The 20,943-nt window shown below is 56.1% G+C and carries 22 protein-coding genes; 13 read left to right on the forward strand and 9 right to left on the reverse strand.

The window, feature by feature from the left end; genetic code table 11:
• Positions 1 to 302 precede the first annotated feature (302 nt).
• Genes FE848_RS07665 through FE848_RS07675 form a run of 3 tightly spaced genes read left to right on the forward strand, consistent with a single transcriptional unit; the run spans position 303 to position 2,804 of the window.
• Positions 303 to 1,346 carry an aminoglycoside phosphotransferase family protein gene (locus tag FE848_RS07665; RefSeq protein ID WP_200202211.1) on the forward strand — a complete coding sequence of 348 codons (1,044 nt, stop codon included), beginning with the start codon at positions 303 to 305 and terminating at the stop codon, positions 1,344 to 1,346.
• Positions 1,343 to 2,050 carry an N-acetylmuramate alpha-1-phosphate uridylyltransferase MurU gene (gene murU, locus FE848_RS07670; RefSeq protein WP_200202212.1) on the forward strand — a complete coding sequence of 236 codons (708 nt, stop codon included), beginning with the start codon at positions 1,343 to 1,345 and terminating at the stop codon, positions 2,048 to 2,050. The genes FE848_RS07665 and murU overlap by 4 nt, the downstream gene beginning before the upstream one ends.
• A gap of 4 nt (positions 2,051 to 2,054) precedes the next feature.
• Positions 2,055 to 2,804 (forward strand): molecular chaperone DjlA, encoded by a 750-nt coding sequence (locus FE848_RS07675; RefSeq protein ID WP_200202213.1) that lies wholly within the window; start codon positions 2,055 to 2,057, stop codon positions 2,802 to 2,804.
• Positions 2,805 to 2,818: 14 nt separating this feature from the next.
• Here the strand turns inward: FE848_RS07675 and FE848_RS07680 are convergent, their stop codons facing one another.
• Entirely contained in the window at positions 2,819 to 3,766 is a 948-nt protein-coding gene (locus FE848_RS07680) for a DUF3530 family protein (protein ID WP_200202214.1), read from the reverse strand.
• A gap of 90 nt (positions 3,767 to 3,856) precedes the next feature.
• Between FE848_RS07680 and rpe the strand changes: the two genes are divergently transcribed.
• From rpe to FE848_RS18680, 8 genes are all read left to right on the forward strand, one after another.
• Complete coding sequence (gene rpe, locus FE848_RS07685) at positions 3,857 to 4,558, forward strand: ribulose-phosphate 3-epimerase (protein ID WP_200202215.1); 702 nt, start codon at positions 3,857 to 3,859, stop codon at positions 4,556 to 4,558.
• Positions 4,555 to 5,244: a phosphoglycolate phosphatase gene (locus tag FE848_RS07690; protein WP_200202216.1), complete on the forward strand. Its 690-nt coding sequence runs from the start codon at positions 4,555 to 4,557 to the stop codon at positions 5,242 to 5,244. Before rpe ends, FE848_RS07690 begins: the two co-directional genes overlap by 4 nt.
• 247 nt (positions 5,245 to 5,491) lie before the next feature.
• Positions 5,492 to 6,979: an anthranilate synthase component I gene (gene trpE, locus FE848_RS07695; RefSeq protein WP_200202217.1), complete on the forward strand. Its 1,488-nt coding sequence runs from the start codon at positions 5,492 to 5,494 to the stop codon at positions 6,977 to 6,979.
• A gap of 15 nt (positions 6,980 to 6,994) precedes the next feature.
• Positions 6,995 to 7,576 carry an anthranilate synthase component II gene (locus FE848_RS07700; protein WP_200202218.1) on the forward strand — a complete coding sequence of 194 codons (582 nt, stop codon included), beginning with the start codon at positions 6,995 to 6,997 and terminating at the stop codon, positions 7,574 to 7,576.
• A gap of 15 nt (positions 7,577 to 7,591) precedes the next feature.
• Positions 7,592 to 8,620, forward strand: a complete 1,029-nt coding sequence (gene trpD, locus FE848_RS07705) for an anthranilate phosphoribosyltransferase (protein ID WP_200202219.1) — start codon at positions 7,592 to 7,594, stop codon at positions 8,618 to 8,620.
• Between the two features lie 15 nt (positions 8,621 to 8,635).
• A complete protein-coding gene (trpC, locus tag FE848_RS07710) occupies positions 8,636 to 9,445 on the forward strand; it encodes an indole-3-glycerol phosphate synthase TrpC (RefSeq protein WP_200202220.1) in 810 nt (269 codons plus the stop codon).
• Between the two features lie 21 nt (positions 9,446 to 9,466).
• Entirely contained in the window at positions 9,467 to 10,573 is a 1,107-nt protein-coding gene (locus FE848_RS07715) for an MATE family efflux transporter (RefSeq protein WP_227715226.1), read from the forward strand.
• Between the two features lie 27 nt (positions 10,574 to 10,600).
• Positions 10,601 to 10,834 (forward strand): hypothetical protein, encoded by a 234-nt coding sequence (locus tag FE848_RS18680; RefSeq protein WP_227715227.1) that lies wholly within the window; start codon positions 10,601 to 10,603, stop codon positions 10,832 to 10,834.
• Between the two features lies 1 nt (position 10,835).
• Here the strand turns inward: FE848_RS18680 and FE848_RS07720 are convergent, their stop codons facing one another.
• The 7 genes from FE848_RS07720 to FE848_RS07750 form a co-directional block, all read right to left on the reverse strand.
• A complete protein-coding gene (locus tag FE848_RS07720) occupies positions 10,836 to 11,126 on the reverse strand; it encodes a DUF2218 domain-containing protein (RefSeq protein ID WP_200202221.1) in 291 nt (96 codons plus the stop codon).
• Positions 11,127 to 11,142: 16 nt separating this feature from the next.
• Positions 11,143 to 11,928 (reverse strand): ABC transporter ATP-binding protein, encoded by a 786-nt coding sequence (locus tag FE848_RS07725; protein WP_200202222.1) that lies wholly within the window; start codon positions 11,926 to 11,928, stop codon positions 11,143 to 11,145.
• Positions 11,925 to 13,001 (reverse strand): FecCD family ABC transporter permease, encoded by a 1,077-nt coding sequence (locus FE848_RS07730; RefSeq protein ID WP_227715254.1) that lies wholly within the window; start codon positions 12,999 to 13,001, stop codon positions 11,925 to 11,927. Before FE848_RS07730 ends, FE848_RS07725 begins: the two co-directional genes overlap by 4 nt.
• 20 nt (positions 13,002 to 13,021) lie before the next feature.
• The gene (locus FE848_RS07735) at positions 13,022 to 14,173 is read right to left on the reverse strand and encodes an ABC transporter substrate-binding protein (protein ID WP_227715228.1); all 1,152 of its coding nucleotides are present in this window, start codon (positions 14,171 to 14,173) and stop codon (positions 13,022 to 13,024) included.
• A gap of 5 nt (positions 14,174 to 14,178) precedes the next feature.
• Positions 14,179 to 16,146 carry a TonB-dependent receptor domain-containing protein gene (locus FE848_RS07740; protein WP_200202224.1) on the reverse strand — a complete coding sequence of 656 codons (1,968 nt, stop codon included), beginning with the start codon at positions 16,144 to 16,146 and terminating at the stop codon, positions 14,179 to 14,181.
• A 123-nt stretch (positions 16,147 to 16,269) separates the two neighbouring features.
• Entirely contained in the window at positions 16,270 to 16,974 is a 705-nt protein-coding gene (locus FE848_RS07745) for a response regulator transcription factor (protein ID WP_200202225.1), read from the reverse strand.
• Positions 16,975 to 17,044: 70 nt separating this feature from the next.
• A complete protein-coding gene (locus FE848_RS07750; RefSeq protein WP_200202226.1) occupies positions 17,045 to 17,659 on the reverse strand; it encodes a DUF4202 domain-containing protein in 615 nt (204 codons plus the stop codon).
• A 96-nt stretch (positions 17,660 to 17,755) separates the two neighbouring features.
• Here FE848_RS07750 and FE848_RS07755 point away from each other — a divergent pair, with 96 nt between their 5' ends.
• Positions 17,756 to 18,940, forward strand: a complete 1,185-nt coding sequence (locus tag FE848_RS07755; RefSeq protein WP_200202227.1) for a GGDEF domain-containing protein — start codon at positions 17,756 to 17,758, stop codon at positions 18,938 to 18,940.
• Here FE848_RS07755 and FE848_RS07760 read toward each other — a convergent pair.
• Positions 18,912 to 19,529 (reverse strand): glutathione S-transferase family protein, encoded by a 618-nt coding sequence (locus FE848_RS07760; RefSeq protein WP_200202228.1) that lies wholly within the window; start codon positions 19,527 to 19,529, stop codon positions 18,912 to 18,914. The two genes, FE848_RS07755 and FE848_RS07760, sit on opposite strands and share 29 nt — an antisense overlap.
• Positions 19,530 to 19,871: 342 nt before the next feature.
• On the opposite strand from FE848_RS07760, the gene FE848_RS07765 reads away from it, so the two are divergent.
• Positions 19,872 to 20,837: an ABC transporter substrate-binding protein gene (locus FE848_RS07765; RefSeq protein WP_200202229.1), complete on the forward strand. Its 966-nt coding sequence runs from the start codon at positions 19,872 to 19,874 to the stop codon at positions 20,835 to 20,837.
• The last annotated feature ends 106 nt before the right edge of the window (positions 20,838 to 20,943 follow it).

Consider the following 20,943-nt stretch of genomic DNA (forward strand, 5'->3'; position numbering starts at 1 on the left):
TGCGCCTGCAGATAGCTGTCGGACATTGGCACGGTAGCGAGGTTCCTGTTCCAGGTGCATGAAGGAGTGTGGATAGTGCAACAGAGCGCCTAAACACAAACAACAGCTGCCTAGTTTACACGTGCCCCGAAGGCTTGTTAACGGAAACGGGACCGGATAAACGAAACTCCGCTGCAAATCCGGCTTACCCTCTTTATACTCCATGCAAAGAAGCCGACAGGAGAGCGCTTTTAATCGGTGCAACTCCGGCTAACCAACGTTATGTTTACAATGCACACTTTTCCAGGATAACAGCCCGAGCTATGGATAACCGCCTGCAGATGCTGACCGCCTGGGTCAGCCAGTTCCCCGGCTTTGAGAACGCCGAAGCCCAACCCGTTTCCGGCGATGCCAGTTTCCGGCGCTACTTTCGGGTCTGCAAAACGGAGGCGAACGGCAACCAAACCCCATTTATTGTTATGGATTCACCCCCCGAGCTGGAGGACTGTGGACCCTTCGTGCTCATCGGCAGGTATTGGCGTCAGTCCGGAATTGCAGTTCCCCGGATATTCGAAGCCGACCCGGTGCGCGGCTTTCTCTTGCTGGAGGACTTTGGCGACAGGTTAATGCTGGGCCAGCTAACCCCGGATACAGCAAACTCTCTTTATCAGGGCGCTCTGGACGAGCTTGTTCGTATCCAGCAAATCCCCCCACAACCCCACCACCCTCTGCCAGCCTATAATGCAGCACTGCTGAACCGCGAAATGGCTCTATTCCGGGACTGGTTGCTGGAAGGCTACCTCGGGCTGACGCTCGATAATGTTGAGAAATCCATGCTCGACACCACCTTTGCACTGCTCCGCGAGAGCGCTCTGGCCCAACCGGAGGTCACCGTACACCGGGATTACCACTCCCGAAATCTGCTGGTGCGAGAACAGCACACTCGCCCTGGTGTAATTGATTTTCAGGATGCCGTATCCGGCCCGGTAACCTACGACGCAGTGTCACTGCTCAAGGACTGCTACATCCAGTGGCCTGAGGAGCGTATTTGTGAGTGGCTGGAAAGCTTCCGCAAAAAGAGCCAGCAAGCAGGACTGCATCGTGCAGACCAGGACACTTTCCGCCAGTGGTTTGAATTGATGGGCATGCAGCGCCACCTGAAAGCCGCAGGCATTTTTGCCCGCCTGGCCATGCGTGACGGCAAAACTCGCTATCTTGAAGACATTCCCCGCACTGTCGGCTACCTGCTCACCGCCAGCCAGCGGCAACCTGCATTGAGGCATTTCCATGACTGGCTGGCTGCAGTTGCTGTGCCGCGGATTGAAGAGTTGATTGGCCCAATTCCGGCCCAGGAGCATACTCAGTGAAAGCGATGATTCTTGCAGCCGGCAAGGGAGAGCGCATGCGGCCACTCACCCTGACCACGCCAAAACCCTTACTCAGTGCAGGCGGCAAACCGCTCATTGAACACCATCTCGAGCATCTGCACCGTGCCGGTTTCCGGGATGTGGTCATCAACCATGCCTGGCTCGGCGAGCAAATTGAGTACACCCTGGGCGACGGTGGTCGGTTCGGTTTATCGCTGCATTACTCACGGGAAGGCGAACCATTGGAAACTGCCGGCGGCATTGTCCGCGCCTTGCCGCTACTCGCATCCGACGACACCCAGTGGTTTATGGTTATCAATGGCGACATCTGGGCCGACTTTGACCTGACCCGGTTACAGCCACCAGCCTCGGGTGAACAAGCGTCTCTCGACGCAATTCTGGTGATGGCAGACAACCCGGTGCATCATCGAAAAGGTGATTTTTGCCTGAACGACAACGGCCTGCTTTCCGAAGAATGTGTTGGCAAAGAAGGCGAGAAGCTGACCTTTACCGGCATCAGCCTTCTTCACCGAAGGTTGTTTGAGGGGCTGACGGATCAGGCCGGAAAACTCGGGCCCGTCTTGCGGGCAGCTATGGCTAAAAGCCGGGTAGCCGGCCTGCACCACCTTGGCAGCTGGGTTGATGTTGGAACACCTGAGCGATTGCGGGCGCTGGATCAGCAACTGGCCGCTCAGGAGCCATAGCCCGATGGGAACTCATTCAGCGCAACCCGCCCTGCCGCCGCGAATGGAAGCTGAATTTTCTACCCTGCTGCACAAGCTTTCAGCATCCAGCCACCAGGCGCACACTCTGATTGGCAAAACCAGCCTGCCCCGCTGGTGCCGGCGCCCTCTGTTTTTCTTTCTGGGTTACATTGCGAAATCGGAGGGTCGAGTTTCGGAGCAGGACATAGGGTTTGCAGAAAACCTTATTACAGCGCTAAGGCTGTCCAAGCGCCAAAGACGCAAGGCCATCAGCAGCTTCCAGCAAGGCAAAGCATCGGAAACGCTGCCTCCGCTTACCGGGCTGACACTCAGACTCAGCCATCGCGTCTGGCCAGCCCCTGCGTTGAAAATGGCCATTTGCCTGTGCCATGCCGCCCAACTCAAAGGTCGACCAGGCAAACCCCGCCGCTACCGCTGCGAGGATACGATTGACCACATTGGCATGCCGGTCAGCATCAGCGAAGACATTTTCGACAGTTACGCCAGCCGGGTATGGGGTGACATCAGCAACGCGCCGTCCACGCCAGTCAACCTCGAGCAGGCCTGCGCCCTATTGGGCGTTACACGGCGGGACCCTGTGGCAACCATCAAGCGCGCATACCGTAAAAAAGTCTCCGAGTGCCATCCGGACAAGCTGGCGCAACAGCAACTCACCTCCGCCGAACGGGCCCTGGCCAAAGAGCGGCTGCTAGCCTACCAACAAGCCTGGGAGATGATCCGGCGTCGCCTCTGAAGTCGCAGCATCCGCTATTGTCGTGCATCCGGTGCTAACCAGGCGGCTATCCTGCCCGCAAGAGCCTTCCCATCTCGCGGGACAAATCCCGTTCCCGAACCCACTGGCTGCAGGCTAAAGCCTTGCACTCCGGCTCTCGCCAAACTTGCCCTTCGGTCGCTACCTTCACCAGACGACGACAACTCCAGAATACGCGGCACCGAGGCTTTCTCAAGTGTGGGGGCAAGCCGCTCAGCATCACCCGGATAAAACTTTGGCCCAGCCCATATCAGCGCAGGAGGTGTCCCCAACCCAGCTGCGTAGGACACAACATGATTACTGCCTCGCCCTATACCGACCAGGGCTACCAGCTCGTATTCACGCGTGTTAAGTTCCGCGGCTCCGGCCGCAAGTTCATCGCGAATTCGCTCCCGATAGGCGGTTTCCTGATCTCCCGGGGCTTCCACCGCCATAACGTCAATCGTGGTCGGAATGGCAGCTTCCGGGCTCTGCCCTTCCGGCTTGGCTTCCGGTGCAAGCTGCGGACGTTCCAGTATCCTCTTGAGGGCCGCTGGCGGTGTTTCCAGCCCCAGGCTGAGCACAGCCAGTTTACGATGGGTCAACTCCCGGGCAAGAGCACCAGCCAGCCCCGATTCCGCGTTCTCGCCTTCATCCGCCAGAATGATCACGGCGCCTCGTGCCGGCGTTTCCATCTCGGGCCAGAACAGCGCCAGCGTGCGTGTGCCGTCCTCCAGCTCAAGCCAGAGCGCAGAATCCGGAAATCGCTGGCTCAAACCCCACTCACCCTGTCCGGAAGAGACGACACCCCGCACTTCGGTAGAAGCAGATGGCGCGGGCTCTGCATCTTTGTCCTGATCCTGCGCTAATGCTGACGTCCCAGCAACTGCCAGCATAAAGGCCAACAGGCAACCGGTAATGCGCCCAGGGTATATGCTTTTACTAATTGTTCTGATTCGGCGCACAGTTCCAGCTCCTCTGGCTACGAAAACACGCTCTGGTGCTGTTAGACTGTCATTATTATTAATGGCTGCCAATTGTTTGCGAGAACCGTGATGAATCCTTATCTGATTGCCCCATCCATTTTGTCTGCTGATTTTGCTCGTTTGGGCGAAGAAGTGGATAACGTACTGGCCGCTGGCGCAGACGTGGTGCACTTTGACGTTATGGACAACCATTATGTGCCCAACCTGACCATTGGGCCGATGGTATGCGAAGCCCTACGTAAACATGGTGTTACCGCACCCATCGATGTACACCTGATGGTATCGCCGGTGGATGACCTGATCCGCATGTTTATCGACGCCGGTGCCAGCTACATCACCTTCCACCCGGAGGCGTCCCAGCACATTGACCGCTCACTGCAACTGATTCGTGAGGGCGGCTGTAAAGCAGGCCTGGTATTCAACCCCGCCACACCACTGCATTACATGGACCATGTAATGGATAAGCTCGACATGGTGCTGATGATGTCGGTCAACCCGGGCTTTGGCGGTCAGAAGTTCATTCCTGGCACCCTCGACAAACTTCGGGATGCCCGCAAGCGCATCGACGCCAGCAATTACAACATCAGGCTGGAAATCGACGGCGGCGTAAAAATCGACAATATTCGTGAAATTGCCGAAGCCGGTGCAGACACCTTTGTTGCGGGCTCCGCTATTTTTAATACTGACGATTATAAAGCCACCATTGACGCCATGCGTCAGGAGTTGGAGCAGGCCCGCACTGCATTGGGTCACCAGGTGCCAAACCAATGAGCCTGGCTGGCCTGTTTAACGCCCGCTGGCCCGGGGTTGCCCTGTTTGATCTGGATGGCACTCTGGTAGACAGTGCACCGGATCTTGCCGCGGCGGTTGACCGCACCCTCGAGCAGCTTGGGCGCAAGCCCGCCGGCCTTGAACAGGTGCGCCAATGGGTGGGTCACGGCTCCCCCATTCTGATGCGTCGTGCCCTGGCTGGCAAAGCCGACTGGGAACCTGCACGTGCAGCCGACGATGCTCTTTTTGACGACGCGCTGGCGCTATTTTATGCCAACTATCGGGAGTTCAACGGCCAACATGCGGTGGTATACCCCGGTGTTAAAGCCTGCCTGGAATTCCTGAGTGAGCGTAACTGCCCCATGGCCGTAGTAACCAACAAGCCAGAACAGTTTGTGGGCCCTTTATTGAAACAGCTGGGGCTGGATTACCACTTTAAACTGGTGATTGGTGGCGATACGCTGGAAACAAGAAAACCAGACCCTGGCCCCTTGCTTCACGCCATGGGAGCACTGAAAGGCAGTCGAGGCACCACCGTAATGATTGGTGACTCTGCTGCAGATGTCACCGCTGCCCAGGCTGCAGGTATTCCCTGTGTTGCTGTCACCTATGGCTACAATTTTGGCCGACGAGTACATGCGCTTGGAGCGGACGCTGTGGTTGATTCCCTGAGCGAGCTTTTGTAACCTCTCAACTCTTGGACTTTAATTCTTTTCAATTCGGGAGATTCCTGCCGTGCAGGGACTGAATCTGACTGCCGCGCGAGGCATCCTGACTACCCGCGCAACACGATGGTGGCGATGGCGTACCGGCTGAATAATCTCAGCCCGGCGAAAAGCGCGCCCCTGCCCGCTTAACGCCACCACCCGACAGGCGAAACCTACAGTACCGTTTGCCTGCTCGAACGCAGATCAGATCCCAGGAAACCCGACCATGAACTCCGAACAGTTCCGCAAGCTGGCACAGGCCGGCTTCAATCGTATCCCCGTGTATCGTGAAGTCCTCGCGGACATGGACACCCCTTTAAGCACCTACCTCAAGCTCGCCAGCGGGCCATATTCGTACCTGTTTGAATCCGTTCAGGGTGGCGAAAAATGGGGCCGCTACTCCATCATTGGTCTGCCCAGCCAGGAAGTGCTCAAGGTGTTCGACCACCGTATCGAGATTCGTCGGCACGGCGAACTAATCGAAGCTGCTGAAGTAGAAGACCCTCTGGCATTTGTAGCCAGTTACCAGGAACGCTTCAACGCCCCGGATCTGGAAGAGCTACCCCGTTTCAATGGCGGTCTGGTGGGCTATTTCGGATATGACACGGTTCGCTATATCGAAAAGCGCCTGGCTACCAGCTGCCCCCCGGATCGCATAGGCACCCCCGATATACTGCTGATGGTCTCCGACGAACTGGTGGTATTCGACAACCTGCGGGGCAAGCTGCACCTGATAGTGCATGTGAATCCGGCGGATGACGGTAGCTACGAACAAGCACAATCAAGGCTCGACGAACTCGAACAGAAACTACACCGGCAAACCGCCAATGCTCCACAAACGCCAGCTCATCTGCGCGGGAAAACGGTGGATGAAAGCGAGTTTGTATCAGGCTTCAGCCAGGAAAAGTTCGAAGCCGCTGTTGGTAAAATCAAGGATTACGTGCTGGACGGCGACGTGATGCAAACCGTCATCTCCCAGCGCATGTCGATTCCGTTTGAAGCACCGCCACTTAATCTCTATCGCTCACTCAGGGTACTTAACCCATCTCCATACATGTACTTCCTGGATTTGGACGATTTCCACATTGTGGGCTCTTCCCCGGAAATCCTGGCGCGTATGGAAGACCGGGAAGTCACTGTTCGCCCCATCGCCGGCACCCGCAAACGCGGCGCCACCGATGCAGAAGACCGAGCGCTTGAAGCCGAATTGCTGGCCGATCCGAAAGAAATCGCCGAGCACCTGATGCTGATAGACCTGGGCCGCAACGACGCCGGCCGCATATCGGAAACCGGCACCGTGAAGCTCACCGAAAAAATGGCGGTAGAGCGCTACTCCCACGTGATGCACATTGTGTCCAACGTGACTGGCCAGGTAAAAGACGGCATCAGCTGCCTTGATGTACTCAAGGCCACCCTGCCTGCAGGCACCCTGAGCGGCGCCCCGAAAACCCGGGCCATGGAAATCATTGATGAACTGGAGCCGGTGAAGCGTGGTGTATACGGCGGCGCTGTGGGCTATCTCTCGTTCAATGGCAACATGGATACCGCAATCGCTATCCGCACCGCCGTTATCAAGGACAATACCCTGCACATACAGGCCGGCGCCGGCATAGTTGCCGATTCAGTTCCTCGCCTTGAGTGGAAAGAAACCATGAACAAGGGCCGCGCCATCTTCCGCGCGGTGGCCATGACCTACAACGATTTTAACCACTGAGGCGAGGGATACATCATGCTACTAATGATCGACAACTACGATTCCTTCACCTACAACGTGGTGCAATATCTTGCGGAACTGGGCGCCGATGTACAGGTGCACCGCAATGACGAAATCACCGTGGAACAGATAGAGGCGCTTAAACCCGAACGGCTGGTAATCTCTCCAGGCCCCTGCACACCAAATGAAGCGGGGGTTTCCATGGAGGCCATCCGCCACTTTGCCGGCAAGATTCCCATTCTCGGTATCTGCCTCGGGCACCAGGCCATTGGGCAGGTATTCGGCGGTAAAATTATCCGCGCCGGGCGTGTCATGCACGGCAAAGTATCCCCGGTGTTTCACAACAGCACTGGCGTATTCCGTGGCCTCAACAACCCTTTGCAGTCTACCCGCTACCACAGCCTGGCAATCGAGCAAGCCAGCCTCCCGGAATGCCTGGAAATGACGGCATGGACTCGCAACAGCGATGGCACCGTGGAAGAAATCATGGGCGTGCGCCACAAAACCCTGGCCATTGAAGGGGTACAGTTCCACCCCGAATCCATCATGAGCGAACAGGGCCACGAGCTGCTCCGCAACTTCCTGCGAACCCAATAAGAAAAGGCACTACGAATGAACATGAAAGACGCACTGAACCGGGTGGCCGAAAACCTCGATATGTCCCGGGAAGAAATGAAAAGCGTGATGCGCATCGTTATGAACGGGGAAGCCACCGATGCCCAGATTGGCGCCCTGCTCATGGGTTTGCGGATAAAAAGTGAAACCGTCGATGAAATCACCGGCGCTGTGGAAGTTATGCGCGAACTGGTCTCTGGCGTAACTATTAAAGCCGAGCCACTGGTTGATATCGTGGGCACCGGCGGTGACGGCGCCAACCTGTTCAACGTCTCCTCCGCCTCCGCTTTCGTTGTTGCTGCCGCTGGCGGCTTTGTTGCCAAACATGGTAACCGCGCGGTGTCTTCCAAAAGCGGAAGTGCCGACCTGATCGAACAAGCAGGCATCAACCTGAACCTGACGCCTGAACAAGTCGCCCGCTGCGTAGAACAAATCGGCGTAGGCTTCATGTTCGCTCCATCCCATCACGGTGCCATGAAACACGCCGTGGGCCCACGTAAAGAAATGGGCTGCCGCACCCTGTTCAACATCCTCGGCCCCATGACTAACCCGGCGGGCGTTAAACGCCAGTTGGTGGGAGTATTCAGTAAAGCCCTCTGCCGCCCCATGGCCGAAGTGCTGCAAAAACTCGGCTCCGAACACATCATGGTGGTCGCCTCCAAAGACGGCCTGGACGAAATCAGCCTGGCCAGCGTCACCCACGTGGCTGAACTGAAAGATGGCGAGATCACCGAATACCAGCTCACCCCGGAAGACCTGGGCATAAAGAGCCAGACTCTGGTGGGATTGTCTGTTGATACTGCCGAGCAATCCCTCAACCTGATCAAAGCCGCCTTCGGTCGAGGCCACGACGAAATGGCCGAAAAAGCCCGAGACATGATCGCCCTGAACGCCGGCGCAGCAATCTATGTTGCCGGCCTGACACCAACCCCGAAGATGGGCGTTGAAATGGCCCTGGATGCCATGGGCTCCGGCCTCGCAGCTGGAAAACTCGCAGAACTCGCAGATTTTTCACACTGCTTCTGAGTCAGGAAAACTCGAATGAACAAGCAAAACGACAAAACCCCCACCATCCTGCGCAAAATCGTAGAAAGAAAGTGGGAAGAAATCGACTTTCGCAAACGGCAAACGAGCCTGGAAGATCTCAAGGCCATGTCTGGCGACCAGCCTGCGACAAGGGGCTTCGCCAACGCCCTGCGCCGGCGCATCGAAGCCGGCACACCAGCCGTCATTGCCGAAATCAAAAAAGCCTCACCCAGCAAAGGCATACTTCGCGACCCCTTTGAGCCCGCCGAAATCGCCGAAAGCTACGAAAAAGGCGGTGCCGCCTGTTTGTCAGTTCTCACTGACCACGACTTCTTCCAGGGCCACGAAGACTACCTGATAGCCGCCCGCAACGCATGCAGCCTGCCCGTTATCCGCAAAGACTTCATGGTTGCGCCTTATCAAGTATACGAAGCCCGCACCATCGGTGCCGACTGCATACTGCTCATTGCAGCGTGCCTCACCAAAGACCAGATGCAGGAATTGGAAGGTATCGCCCATGAGATTGGCATGGACGTACTGGTAGAAGTGCACAACAGCGAAGAAATGGACGATGCACTCACGCTGACCACACCTCTTGTGGGCATCAACAACCGCGACTTGCACACCTTCGACGTGTCGCTGGACACCACCTTCGATCTGCATCAGCGCATTGGACCTGACCGTTTGGCCATTACCGAAAGCGGCATTATGACCCGCGCCGATGTGGAAGCCATGACCGGCCGCGGAATATATGGGTTTCTCGTAGGAGAATCCTTCATGCGCGCTGCTGACCCGGGCGAGAAGCTGCAAGAACTGTTCGGCTGATCCGCACAAAACTTCAGCTTCATGGCCAACACCCCCAACCAAGCTTCAGACCCGATATTGGCCGGCCCCTGCTGGCCGGCCTTTTTCCGTTACGCCATTCCGTCTGTCGCCGGGTTGCTCGCACTGACGACTGCCAACATAGTCGATGGCATTTTCATTGGTAATTTCGCCGGTGCCGATGCCCTCGCAGCACTGAACCTGCTGATTCCCTGGTTTACCTTACTGTTTGGCATGGCTCTGGCGCTAGCTATCGGCGGCACCGTACGTGCTGGCCGCTATCTTGGTGAAGGCAAGCGTGACGCCGCATCGGCGATATTCAGCAAATGCCTGATGGCTACAGTTGCACTGGCGCTGGCCGGGGCGCTACTCGGGTTACTGTGTCACGAGCCCATCTATCGTCTACTGGGCGCCTCCCCTGCTGTTTTCCCACTGATGTCAGAGTATTTTCTGGTGATCATATGGGTGATGGTGCTGCAGCTGTTCACCATGGTGCTTTATTACTTCGTACGTGTAGATGGATTCCCCGAGCTGGCCACCACCGCACTGGTGCTGGGAGCTGCCGGCAATATTGTACTGGACGCCCTTCTGGTGGGTTATCTGGATTACGGATTGCGCGGTGCCGCCACCGCCACCGGGCTGGCCCAGCTGCTGCAGCTTGCCGTGCTGATGCTCTATTTCCACAAACCCTCTCGCAAGCTGGTATTCCGGCTGCGTCAGCACAACTGGTGCGAGGTGGCTAAGGCCTTCACCAACGGCGTGTCTGAATGGATCAACGAGATGTCTGTAGGCCTGGTGATGCTGTTGATCAATTGGCTGTTGATCACCTCTCAGGGGCTGGCAGGCGTTGCAGCGTTCACCGTAGTTAACTATCTGATTTTTCTGAGCTTGATGTTGTTTTACGGAATATCAGATGCTATGCACGTATTGATTAGCCACAACCTCGGGGCCGGCAACACCGAGCGTATACGTCAGTTCATGGGTTGCGGTGTCACGGTGATTCTGACTCTGGCCCTGGCTTTGGTGAGCAGTGTCTGGTTATTCGGCAACCAGTTAGTCCGGCTCTTCCTCGACACTTCTAGCGACCCGGCCATCGCCCTGCTGGCAGATCAGTTCCTGACTATCCTTTAGCCACTATTTGTGGTCAACGGAATTAACGTGCTGCTGTCAGTATATCTCACTGCCACACATCACGCCCTGCCCTCTGCCCTTGTAGCCTTCTCTCGAAGCCTGGTACTGCCGGCCCTGTTGCTGATGGGCCTTGCGCAGTTTGCACCGGACTGGCCACTCCTGCTGGCACTGCCGCTGGCTGAGTGGCTCACCTTCGGCCTTGCTCTCGCGCTATTTTTCCGTTTTCGTCCCCGGCGTTTGGTAGGTCCCGTCACCAACTGAGTCAGGCGCTACCAGGTTGCCAGTTAACTTCTGCCACCTCCTCGCCAGCAAAGCGGATGAGGTGGGAGGACACAACCTTTCCCAGATCTTCCAATTCTTCTGCTGTTGGAGACTCGCACACCAACGTCAGCGCCCCGTTTTCAGAACTCAGCTGACATTCGCCAATAGAGAAGGTCAGAAAACCGCTGGTTTCGCTCCACTCAGCTTCAATCTTATGGCTGAAATGTTTGCATAAGCGGTTAATCAAACGGCTTGGATTCGTAGTGGATACGCTTGCGCTCATAAACGGCATAACAATCTCCGTGGGTTCAGCGAACACTGGCGGGCAACGGGCGGTCCGCCAGCACAATGGGTTGGCCCTGCGAACAGCGTTCAATACGGGCTTCAATGCCGTAGGTGCGGGCCAGCAGCTCCGGCGTTAGCACCTGTTCCGGGGTGCCCAGCACGGCTTGCCCGCCCGGTGACAACACCAGAACCTGATCGCAATAGCGCAGGGCCAGATTGAGGTCGTGGCACGCCACCAGCGCGATAGACTTTGCGTGGGTGGTGGCATCGCGCACGGCGTTCAACACGTTCAATTGCCAATGCAGGTCCAGCGCACTGGTGGGTTCATCCAGCAGCATCAACGGCGTCTGGCGTACCAACACCTGGGCCAGACCCACCATTTGCCGCTGGCCACCGGACATTTCAGACAGACGTCGCAGGGCCAGTTGCCGTATGCCCAGTGTGTCGAACACCTCTTCGATGGCCTGTTCGGTCTCTTCGCGGGACCAGTCGCCCCGGGCCGAGCGGCAGGCACTGAACACGGTTTCGTAGGCCACCAGCGGGATAGCTTGCGGCAACGGCTGAGGCAGATAGCCAACACGGCGGGTACGCTGATGGGATGTGAGCCCCGCCAGATTTTCCCCGGCGAAGGTCATGGTGCCGGAGATGGGCAGTAAACCCGCGATGGACTTCAGCAATGTCGACTTACCCACCGCATTCGGCCCAATCACGGCCACCAATGCACCCGCAGGTATTTCCGGCAGTGACAGGTTGCTGAATACAGCGCGATTTCGATAGCCTGCGGTAACGGACTCCAGCTTCAGGGTCACAAGGCGACCCTCCGGCTGCGGCCAATGATCAGCAGGATGAACAGCGGAATCCCCACCAATGCGGTGACAATGCCCACCGGCAACACTACGCCCGGCACCAGCAATTTACTGGCAATGGATGACAGCGACAGCAGCACCGCACCGGCAAGGGCACTGCCCGGGAGCAAAAACCGATGGTCTTCGCCCAGCATCAGGCGGGCAATATGGGGCGCCACCAAGCCAATAAACCCTATTTCCCCCACAAAACACATGGCTGCGGCAGTTAGCAGGCTGACGCGCATCAACACCGTCAGGCGCAGCCGCTCAACGCGAATACCCAGGCTCCGGGCCTGTTCTTCACCGCTGCGCAACAAAGTCATGGCCCAGGCATTACGCAATGAAAAGGGCAAACAGATTGCCAGCACCAACGCCACAATCAGTACTTTATCGAGACTCGCCCGGGCCAGACTGCCCATGGTCCAGAACACAATTTGCTGCACTGATTCGGCATCTGCAACAAACTGGATCAACCCCACCACGGCGTTAATACCAAACAGCAAAGCAATGCCGAACAACACTACGGCATGCACCGAGGCACCCAGAGAGCGCGACAGAATCAGAATCAACAGCGATGCCACGGCCGCAAACACAAAGGCCGACAACGGCAGCAAAATATGGGCCGCCAGCCCAAGAAAGGAAATATTGAAGGCAATCACCAGCGACGCACCAAGCGTAGCCGCCGCCCCCACGCCCAGGGTAAAGGGGCTGGCAAGCGGGTTGTTCAACACCGTTTGCATCTCTGCCCCCGCGAGGCCTAAACAAGCCCCTACCACCACGGCCATCAAGGCATAAGGCAAACGAATGTCCTCAATGATGACGCGGGTACCGGCGTCGATGCTTTCAGGGTTCAACAAACCATGAACCACATCGGCCAAGCCCAGCATGGAGGGCCCACTGGCTATGTCCACCAGCAAGGCCACCACTGCCAAAGCCACCACTGCCAAAGCCACCAGACACACAACACGGCGCAAGACAAAACGCCGGTATTCGCTTGCCAGTGTTGTGTGAGGGGCAGAGTCGCCCAATTTAGTCATTTGCGCCGGCGACACTGAACTCATTCAGCTGGCTCCCGGGCGCGAACCCAGTAGATACCATCCAGTTCGATCGGCTGAAAGCGCTGGTAGAATTCCGCCAGTGTGGCCTCCGGATCCAGTTCCGAAAAGGCTTCCGGGTGAAACCAGCGGGCCAGTGCTTGAACGGCGATCACATTCATCGGGGTATTGTAAAAGTGGTGCCAAATGGCCATCGCGCGGCCTTCGCGGATGGGTTCTACCGCTCGCAGTCCGGGTCTGTCAGTGGCTTGTGCCAGTGAGGCCCGGGCTGTCGCCGTATCGATACCAGCGCCCAGCATCACGTAGCTGTAGTCGGATTCCGAGGTGGTGTATTTGCGGGAGCCGATAGCGGTCGCCACATAGTAGTCCGGCGGGTTGCTGATCAGGTATTCCAGGTTCAGCACCCCGCTCACACCCGGCACCTTCCCTTCCGCCACGTTGCGCGCGCCCGCGGCCTTGAGAAAATGCCCCATCATGCCTTCTACCATGGTTTCACAGCAGCTGTCGTGCAATCCCAAACGGCTATGGAGGAAGACCCTCGGCCAGTCAGTTTCGGGAATCTGCGCAACCACATCGGTCACCTTTGCCAGTTCCCGCTGGTAAAACCGGTTGAACGTTTGCGCTTCCTCCTGTCGCCCGAGCACCTCACCCAGAAGCGCCATGCTTTTGGGTGTATTCACCAAGGGGTTCTGGCGGAAGTCAATGAACACCACAACTACACCGGCTCGCTGAAGCTGATCAATCAACATCTTGTTACGGGCGCCAGGGCCGTGTCCCTCCAGGCTGAAGATAGCCAGATCAGCACCCAGACCAAGCACGCTTTCCAGGCTAAAGCTGTCGGCCGAGGTGTGCCCCACCCGGGGCACATCCGCCAGTGCCGGGAAGGCTTTCAGGTACTGGGCGTAACCGCCCGGATCGGTCATCTCGAAATCTGGCAGCATACCGGCCAAGCGGTCGGGTAGCGCGTCTCCGTCCAGTATGGCAAGCGCCGGGATATAGCGGCTTTCACCCAGCACGATCCGATTCACCTCACTTGGCAACTCAACCGAACGACCTGCTAAATCAGTGACCGTGCGGGCAGCCAGAGAGAGGTCAGCCCACAAACAGAAAAGGCCGCCCACCAGGGCGGCTATGCATCGAATGCGTAACATCATCGGCCTCAAAAGCGCATGGCCAAACCAAGGCGAATATCCCGACCGGGTGCGGGCATACCCACAACACCTTCGTATCCTGCTATGCCCTGATAATCGGCATTACTGGCATGGTCGAGGTATTGCTTGTCGCCAACATTCTTCACCGCCAGAGTCAGACGCAGATCTTCATTACCCGTTGGCAGCCAGTTCACGAACAGGTCGTGCACCCCGTAACCTGGCTTATCGATCGTGCCCACAGTGGTTTCAAGGTCGTCGATTCCCTGCACAAATTGGCCCTGCCACCCAAATTCCAGGTTATGGCTCCAGAGGTAGGTCAGGTCAGCGACCCAGGTATCACCGATGGTATTGCCCAGCAGGTTATGCTCGTACACGGTCAAAGGCTGGCCATCGACTTCGGCGTCATTGCTGTGAAAACTCAAGCCGGCACTCAAGGCATTCCACTGGTAGCCGGTTGCAATGCGATAGCCATCAGATTCCAGGTCGCCAATGTTCTGGTAGATGGCAGGCCCGAACAGAACATCGGCGATAGCATCCTTGATTTCAGACCGGTAAACCTCCGCCGACAGGGAGAAGTTCTGGTAAACATAGTCAAAGCCCACTTCGGTGTTCTTCGCCCTTTCACCTTTGAGGTCGGGATCGTTCTGCGCAAGATCTACCTTGAAGGCGTCACGCGGCATAGGCCCGCGGAAAGCTTCGGCGTAGCCAGCTTTCAGCGTCAAACCATTCAGAACTTGCCAAGCCAGACTTGCATTCGGGCTAACGGCATCCTCACTGAATGTCTGGTCGTTGTTATCCTGCAAGTTGTAGTCGTCATAACGGGCGCCTGCGCTGAGCAACAATTGCTGTGTAAGCCAAACGTCCGCTTGCAGGTATACGCCCAGGACATCACCGGTTTCTTCTTCGGCCCGCTTATCAGCTTCCCCACCGGCATTGACTTTGTCTTCACGGTAATCGACGCCGTAGGTCAGGCTGTGGCTGCCCAACTGGCTGGTATTGCGCAGATCCCCACCGATGCTGCGAGTAAAACCGAAGTACCGGCCCCAGCGATCTGCCACATTCTGCTCCAGCTCCGCGCTGCTCTGATACAAAGTGAATTCTGCGTCCAACCAGGGATTGCCTTCCGGCGCCACACCATAGTTAAGAGTGGTCGTATCCCGGCGGCCATCAAGGTCGTAGAGTTTATTGAAGCTGCTGACGGCCCACTGGGGGCGCTGCGGCCGCTCACCCTCATCGTTGCGGATTTCGTGGCTCAGGCGCAGTGTCTGGCCATTGGCGAAGTGCCCCACCAGTTTCGCCATACCAACTTGTTGGCGGGCATCAGTGCCGGGCACCTCGTCACCGTTACCGTCTTCATAACGCTCATGATCGCTCTGATTTACAGAAACCAGAGTGCTCCACTGATCGTTCAGGCGACCGAATATTGTGGTACTGGCACTGTAGCCTTTGGTGTTGGAGAAGGAACCCAGTTTGACCAAAGCACCGACATTCTCACCTTCACGCAGGAGATCTTCCGGGTCTTTGGTAATAAAGCGGATCGCACCACCCAGAGCACCGGCACCTGCCGTGGCTTTCCCGGCACCGGTATCCACCTCCACTCGCTTCAGCAGATCCGGGTCAACCGCGATTCGGCCGGTATGGTGAAACAATACGCCTGCTTGAGTGGCACCATCCACGCTGACGTTCAGCAGTGGATCTTCCAAACCGCGAACGTAGACTTTCTGGGCGACGCCCACAGAGCTGCCTACACTCACCTCCGGCTCGCCGGCAAAGATGTCTTCCAGATCAGCAGAGAGAAAACGCTCAATACTTTTAGCATCCACCACTGCGTCGGCCTCTGCCTCACGCTCGGCTGTTACCTGTATCGTTTCCAGGGCAACGGGTTCAGCATACACAACAGGGCTGGATACAAGAGCCAACCAAAGAGCACTGCGGCGAAAGTGTTTCGGTTGTGCGACTGTGGAAAAAACTGCCATAGCGACCAAACTCCATCATGATAATGATTCGTATTTGGCATGCATTCTCGATAACTTGTGTCGCTAAGGAAACCGGTTTTACATTTGTTACATCTGCTCTCGCTCTGTCACGTATCCATCGCTTTACAGAAAGCAGTAACCTTTGCCGTGTACGGTTTGCAGGCGGTCACTGGCCACCCCCGCCGCAACCAGCTTGCGGCGGATGCGGCTAAGATGCATATCCAGGCTGCGGTCGTACCGATTGAACTCTTTTTCGAGCACCACTTGGTACAGGTAGGGCTTGCTCAGAGACTCTCGTTGATGCAGAACCAGAATCCAGAGTAAGCGAAACTGAATGGGGGTGAGGCTCACCAGCCTCCCCTGGAAGCTTACCTGTAGTTTTTGTCGATCCAGCTTCAGCTCACCGATCAACAATGTTGATGGCTCAGCTCTTTGGTCGGTATCGCCTCGCGTTCGTCGAAGCAGCGCCTCAATTCTCAGAAACAATTCGGTAAAGCTGAAAGGCTTGGGCAAACAGTCATCGGCGCCTTCCCTATAGCCCATGATGCGCTCATCCTCGGCATCGCACGCAGTCAGCATCATGACTGGGGTTTGACTGGTTTTGCGAAGCCTTTTGAGCACGTCAAAACCCGTCATCTTTGGTAAAAGAACATCCAGAAGGATTAAGTCGAACCGTTGAGCCAGAGCGGCAACCAACGCCTGATCACCTTCATGGCTTTGTAGTACTCGATACCCGCGGGAGGACAGCTCGCTTGCCAACTGCCCCCTCAGGACCGGGTTATTTTCGGCAATCAGGATCTTTGGGTTGTTATTGGCAGGCACAGCCATCTAATGATACCGGATATCAAATGATAATGAGTATCATACGCACCAGATAAAAGCGCCTCAAGTGTCGTGTTTAATCACCTGTCTCAGAGGTCAATGCTTCCTGTAACAACGCCTGCAGATGGCTTGGCAGGTTCACTGCCAGCGCCAAGGCCCGCTCATGGGCCCGCTGCGACATTTTGCCCCAGGTTCGTCGCACAATCCGGAGCCATTTTTCCCGATCATATTCCGCGTTATCCGCATAGAACTGGGCAAAATACTTCTCGAGAAACACCATACAGGCGACGTCTTCCAGCAGTTGTGTGTCTGCGTCTTTACGCAACTCCCGCTTGGTCACAATCACCTCAACCCGCTCACATTCGCTCTCGGGGTAGCCACACTCCGCCATAATCTCAGCGGCCCTGCGCCCGTGCATGCGCCCACAGGCCAGACGCCACTCGTAATAGGACTTTCGGCCCTCCGGGTAATCACTGCGGGGCATTTTCCAGCGCTCAAGATGCTGGGCACGGCAGGCGATCTGCATTCGTTCAGAGGGGGCTGGCTCCAGCTCATACAGCCAGCGAGTCATGTGCAAACTGTAGGCATATTCCCTTGGTATGGACTCGCCTGCTACAACCTCCTCATTCGGGTCTGCGCGATTTGCACCATCAATCGCATCCAGAACACATTTAAGAGATGCCTCACTCATACTGTCTCCTTTTACGACACAATTACCCCTCAAGGGCTATTGCGCCGAACCTCGTATTATCTGATGATCAAAACTACTGGCAGCCGGATAAAGACCATGGTGAATATTTCAATCCCCAAAACACCATATAGAAAGGTCCCGGCCCCATGGCGCGTGGCCTATGAGGCGCATATCCAGATAGTAGAACGACAAGTTGCCGTTGTTGCGGCTTGGGTGCTATTGATCACCGTGGTTTTTTATCAGTTTACCCACCAGTTGCGCCTTGGCCACAACGCTGACGTGTGGCTGACCGAGGCGGCGTGCCGGTTACCGGTTTTGCTATGCGCATTGCTCACGCTCGTCTCCCACTACACCGGAAAACCCAGATGCCAGAGCCGCTATCTGCTCCGAGCCATGGGGCTCTCGGTGATGACCATGATACTGTCACTGTTTCTGGTTCACTACAGTGGGCAGCATGAAAATATTTATCAAGTAACCAACGGAATGGTTATCAGCTTTTTCGGGGTTACCGTTCTCTCAGTTAGAGGCCCAAAAGAGTTTTGGCTCCTGTTCGCGGTGCCGCTGGCCATTTTTGTACCCGTGGCGCTGGCAATGGGCATTGCTACAAAGGCACTGCTTCCCTTTTTGTTTGACCCGATGGTTATGATGGTTATTGGCTTCGTGCTCAGTGAAGCACTGAGGCAACTCCGGAAAGGTGAGTTTCTGGCCCGGCAACAACTCAGGGAACAGGCGACAACCGACCAACTGACCGGGTTACTGAATCGACGCGCCATGCTCCAGCTGCTGGAGCAGGAACACGCCAGGGCGCAGCGCTACGGCGCCACTTATAGCCTTATTCTTGGTGATCTGGACCGGTTCAAAGGGGTAAACGACCGCTACGGCCACAATATTGGTGACATCGTGCTTCAGGAAACCGCTCACAGGCTAAAACGTCAAATTCGCGCCGAGGATGCCTTATGTCGCTGGGGTGGCGAAGAATTCCTTATACTTTTACCACAGACGAGTCTGGATGGCGCCCTGCATGTAGCCGAGAAGGCTCGTCTTGCCCTGGCAGACGAGCTCATGGAAGCCGGAGAGCACAGCATTCATCAAACCATTAGCCTGGGAATGACGAGTTGCCAGGGGGTCACTGACATTGAAAGCGCCATAAAGCGTGCCGATGATGCTTTGTACCTCGCCAAAGAAAATGGGCGCAACCGCATTGAAGTGATAGCTGCGCCTGGCTTGGAGCCGCATGTAACCGCAGACGATATCAAGCCTGCGCAGACGGGCGCGCCTTGATACGGTCATACCATGCTTGAAGATGGGCATGCTCCGGCAGGATGCGGATATTCACTACGCGGGCGAAGGCTACCGTAGTGAACGCGTTTATATCAGCAGCGGTTAACCGGTCGCAGCAGAGATATTCCTTGTCCGCGAGGTGGTTGTTCAGAAATGCCATAAACTTTCCAACACTCTTCCCGCAGTCTTCACCCCATTCCTTGATCGGGTTCATTCTGTCTTTGAAATAGCCACTGGTGTGCTGAAAGCACATGCCTGTTGGCATAAAGAAGTAGAACTCCACCCATCTGACCCACTGCTCAATCAGCGCTTTCTCCAGCGGAGTATCTCCCAGCAGAGTGGGCGTTTCCGGATAGCTTTCTTCAAAATAACGGCAAATGGCCATGGTTTCGGCAATGCAGGTGCCGTCGTCCAGTTCCATCACCGGCACTTTCTTCATAGGGTTGCGTGCCACGTACTCCGGCGTCAGGTTTTCGCCCTTCTGCAGGTCAATCTCGATGAATTCGGCTTTCTCAAGCAGCCCTTTTTCTGCCATGAACATGCGTACGCGGCGAGGATTCGGTGCGGTTTTTGTTTCGAAAATTTTCATTATTATCAGCTCCGTTCCGGAAAAGCAGGATGAATCAAAGTTAAAAGCCTTCGAGAGATTGGCCCGAAAAAAGGGTTGCGTCAAGCAACTGGCCAGAAGCCCCAACAGCGGTCCGGATACGTCCTCATAAATGCCACATTTTTGTTAAAACCTTGTAACTGAGCTCAGGACCCTTATGCTTATAGCTACGTAGTAACCGAGATGAATCGTTTTGCCCTACTCCCGGCCTTGCCAGAAAACTGCAAACCAGAGAGCCGTTCCCGGTTACTCCATATCAGTAATACAACAACCCATAAAACAACTGATACCCGATTTCACCAACCCTCAAACGGAGAAGTGACTATGCGAAAGCTTACGTCTGCTGCACTGCTATGTGCGCTATCTGTGCCCGCCATGGCACAAGCCAACTGTGGCGAAGTTTCCATTACAGAAATGAACTGGGCTTCCAATACAGTGGTCACCAACGTAGCCAAGTTCATCATGGAACAAGGTTATGGCTGCGACGTGTCAGTCATCCCGTCAGACACAGTCCCGGCTGTGACGTCGGTTGCAGAAAACGGCGAACCCGACATTGTCACCGAACTGTGGTTGAACTCGGCCGGCGAGGCGTACCTGCGCCTCGAAGAAGAAGGCAAAATTGAGCGGCTGGCTAAAGTACTGGATCCCGGCGGCGAAGAAGGATGGTGGCTGCCCACCTACCTGGTTGAAAAACACCCTGAGCTGAAGACCATTGAAGGCGTGATGGCCAACCCCGAACTGGTAGGCTCGCGCTTCAACAACTGCCCGGACGGCTGGGGCTGCAGAATTGTAAACGACAACCTGATTCGAGCCATGGATCTTGAAAAATCCGGTATCGATGTATTCAACCATGGTTCCGGCGAAACCCTCGCTTCTTCAATGGCATCTGCCGTACAAAAAGAAGAACCATGGTTCGGCTATTACTGGGGCCCCACCGTGCCTATGGGCAAGTACGACATGACCCGTGTAAAGCTCGGCGATTACAAGCAGAAGGTGCACGAGAAAAACCAGAACGCCAACGCCGACAACCCGGGTGTTTCCGAGTTCCCGGCGGCAACGGTTCTTACATCAGTCACTACCGACTTCAAGAAACGCGAGCCTGAAGTGACCGCAATGCTCAGCAAAATGACGTTCAAAACAGACACCATGAGTGGCCTTCTGGCATGGATGGACTCCAACAACGCATCCGCGGAAGAAGCAGCGGTGTATTTCCTGAGCACCCACCGCGAAGAATGGTCTGACTGGCTGAACGATGAAGCCAGAACAAAGCTTGCTGCTATTCTTGAATAACTGACAGCCCCGCCCTTGCCCGGGTGCAGCATTTGCAAAAATCTGCCCCGGGCACACCTGTTAATGAGAACAACTGAATCTGTGGCGTATGGCTCCCCATGCGCAG

It is taken from the genome of Marinobacter sp. 1-3A, from assembly GCF_016597775.1.
In the GTDB taxonomy this organism is placed as follows: domain Bacteria; phylum Pseudomonadota; class Gammaproteobacteria; order Pseudomonadales; family Oleiphilaceae; genus Marinobacter; species Marinobacter xiaoshiensis.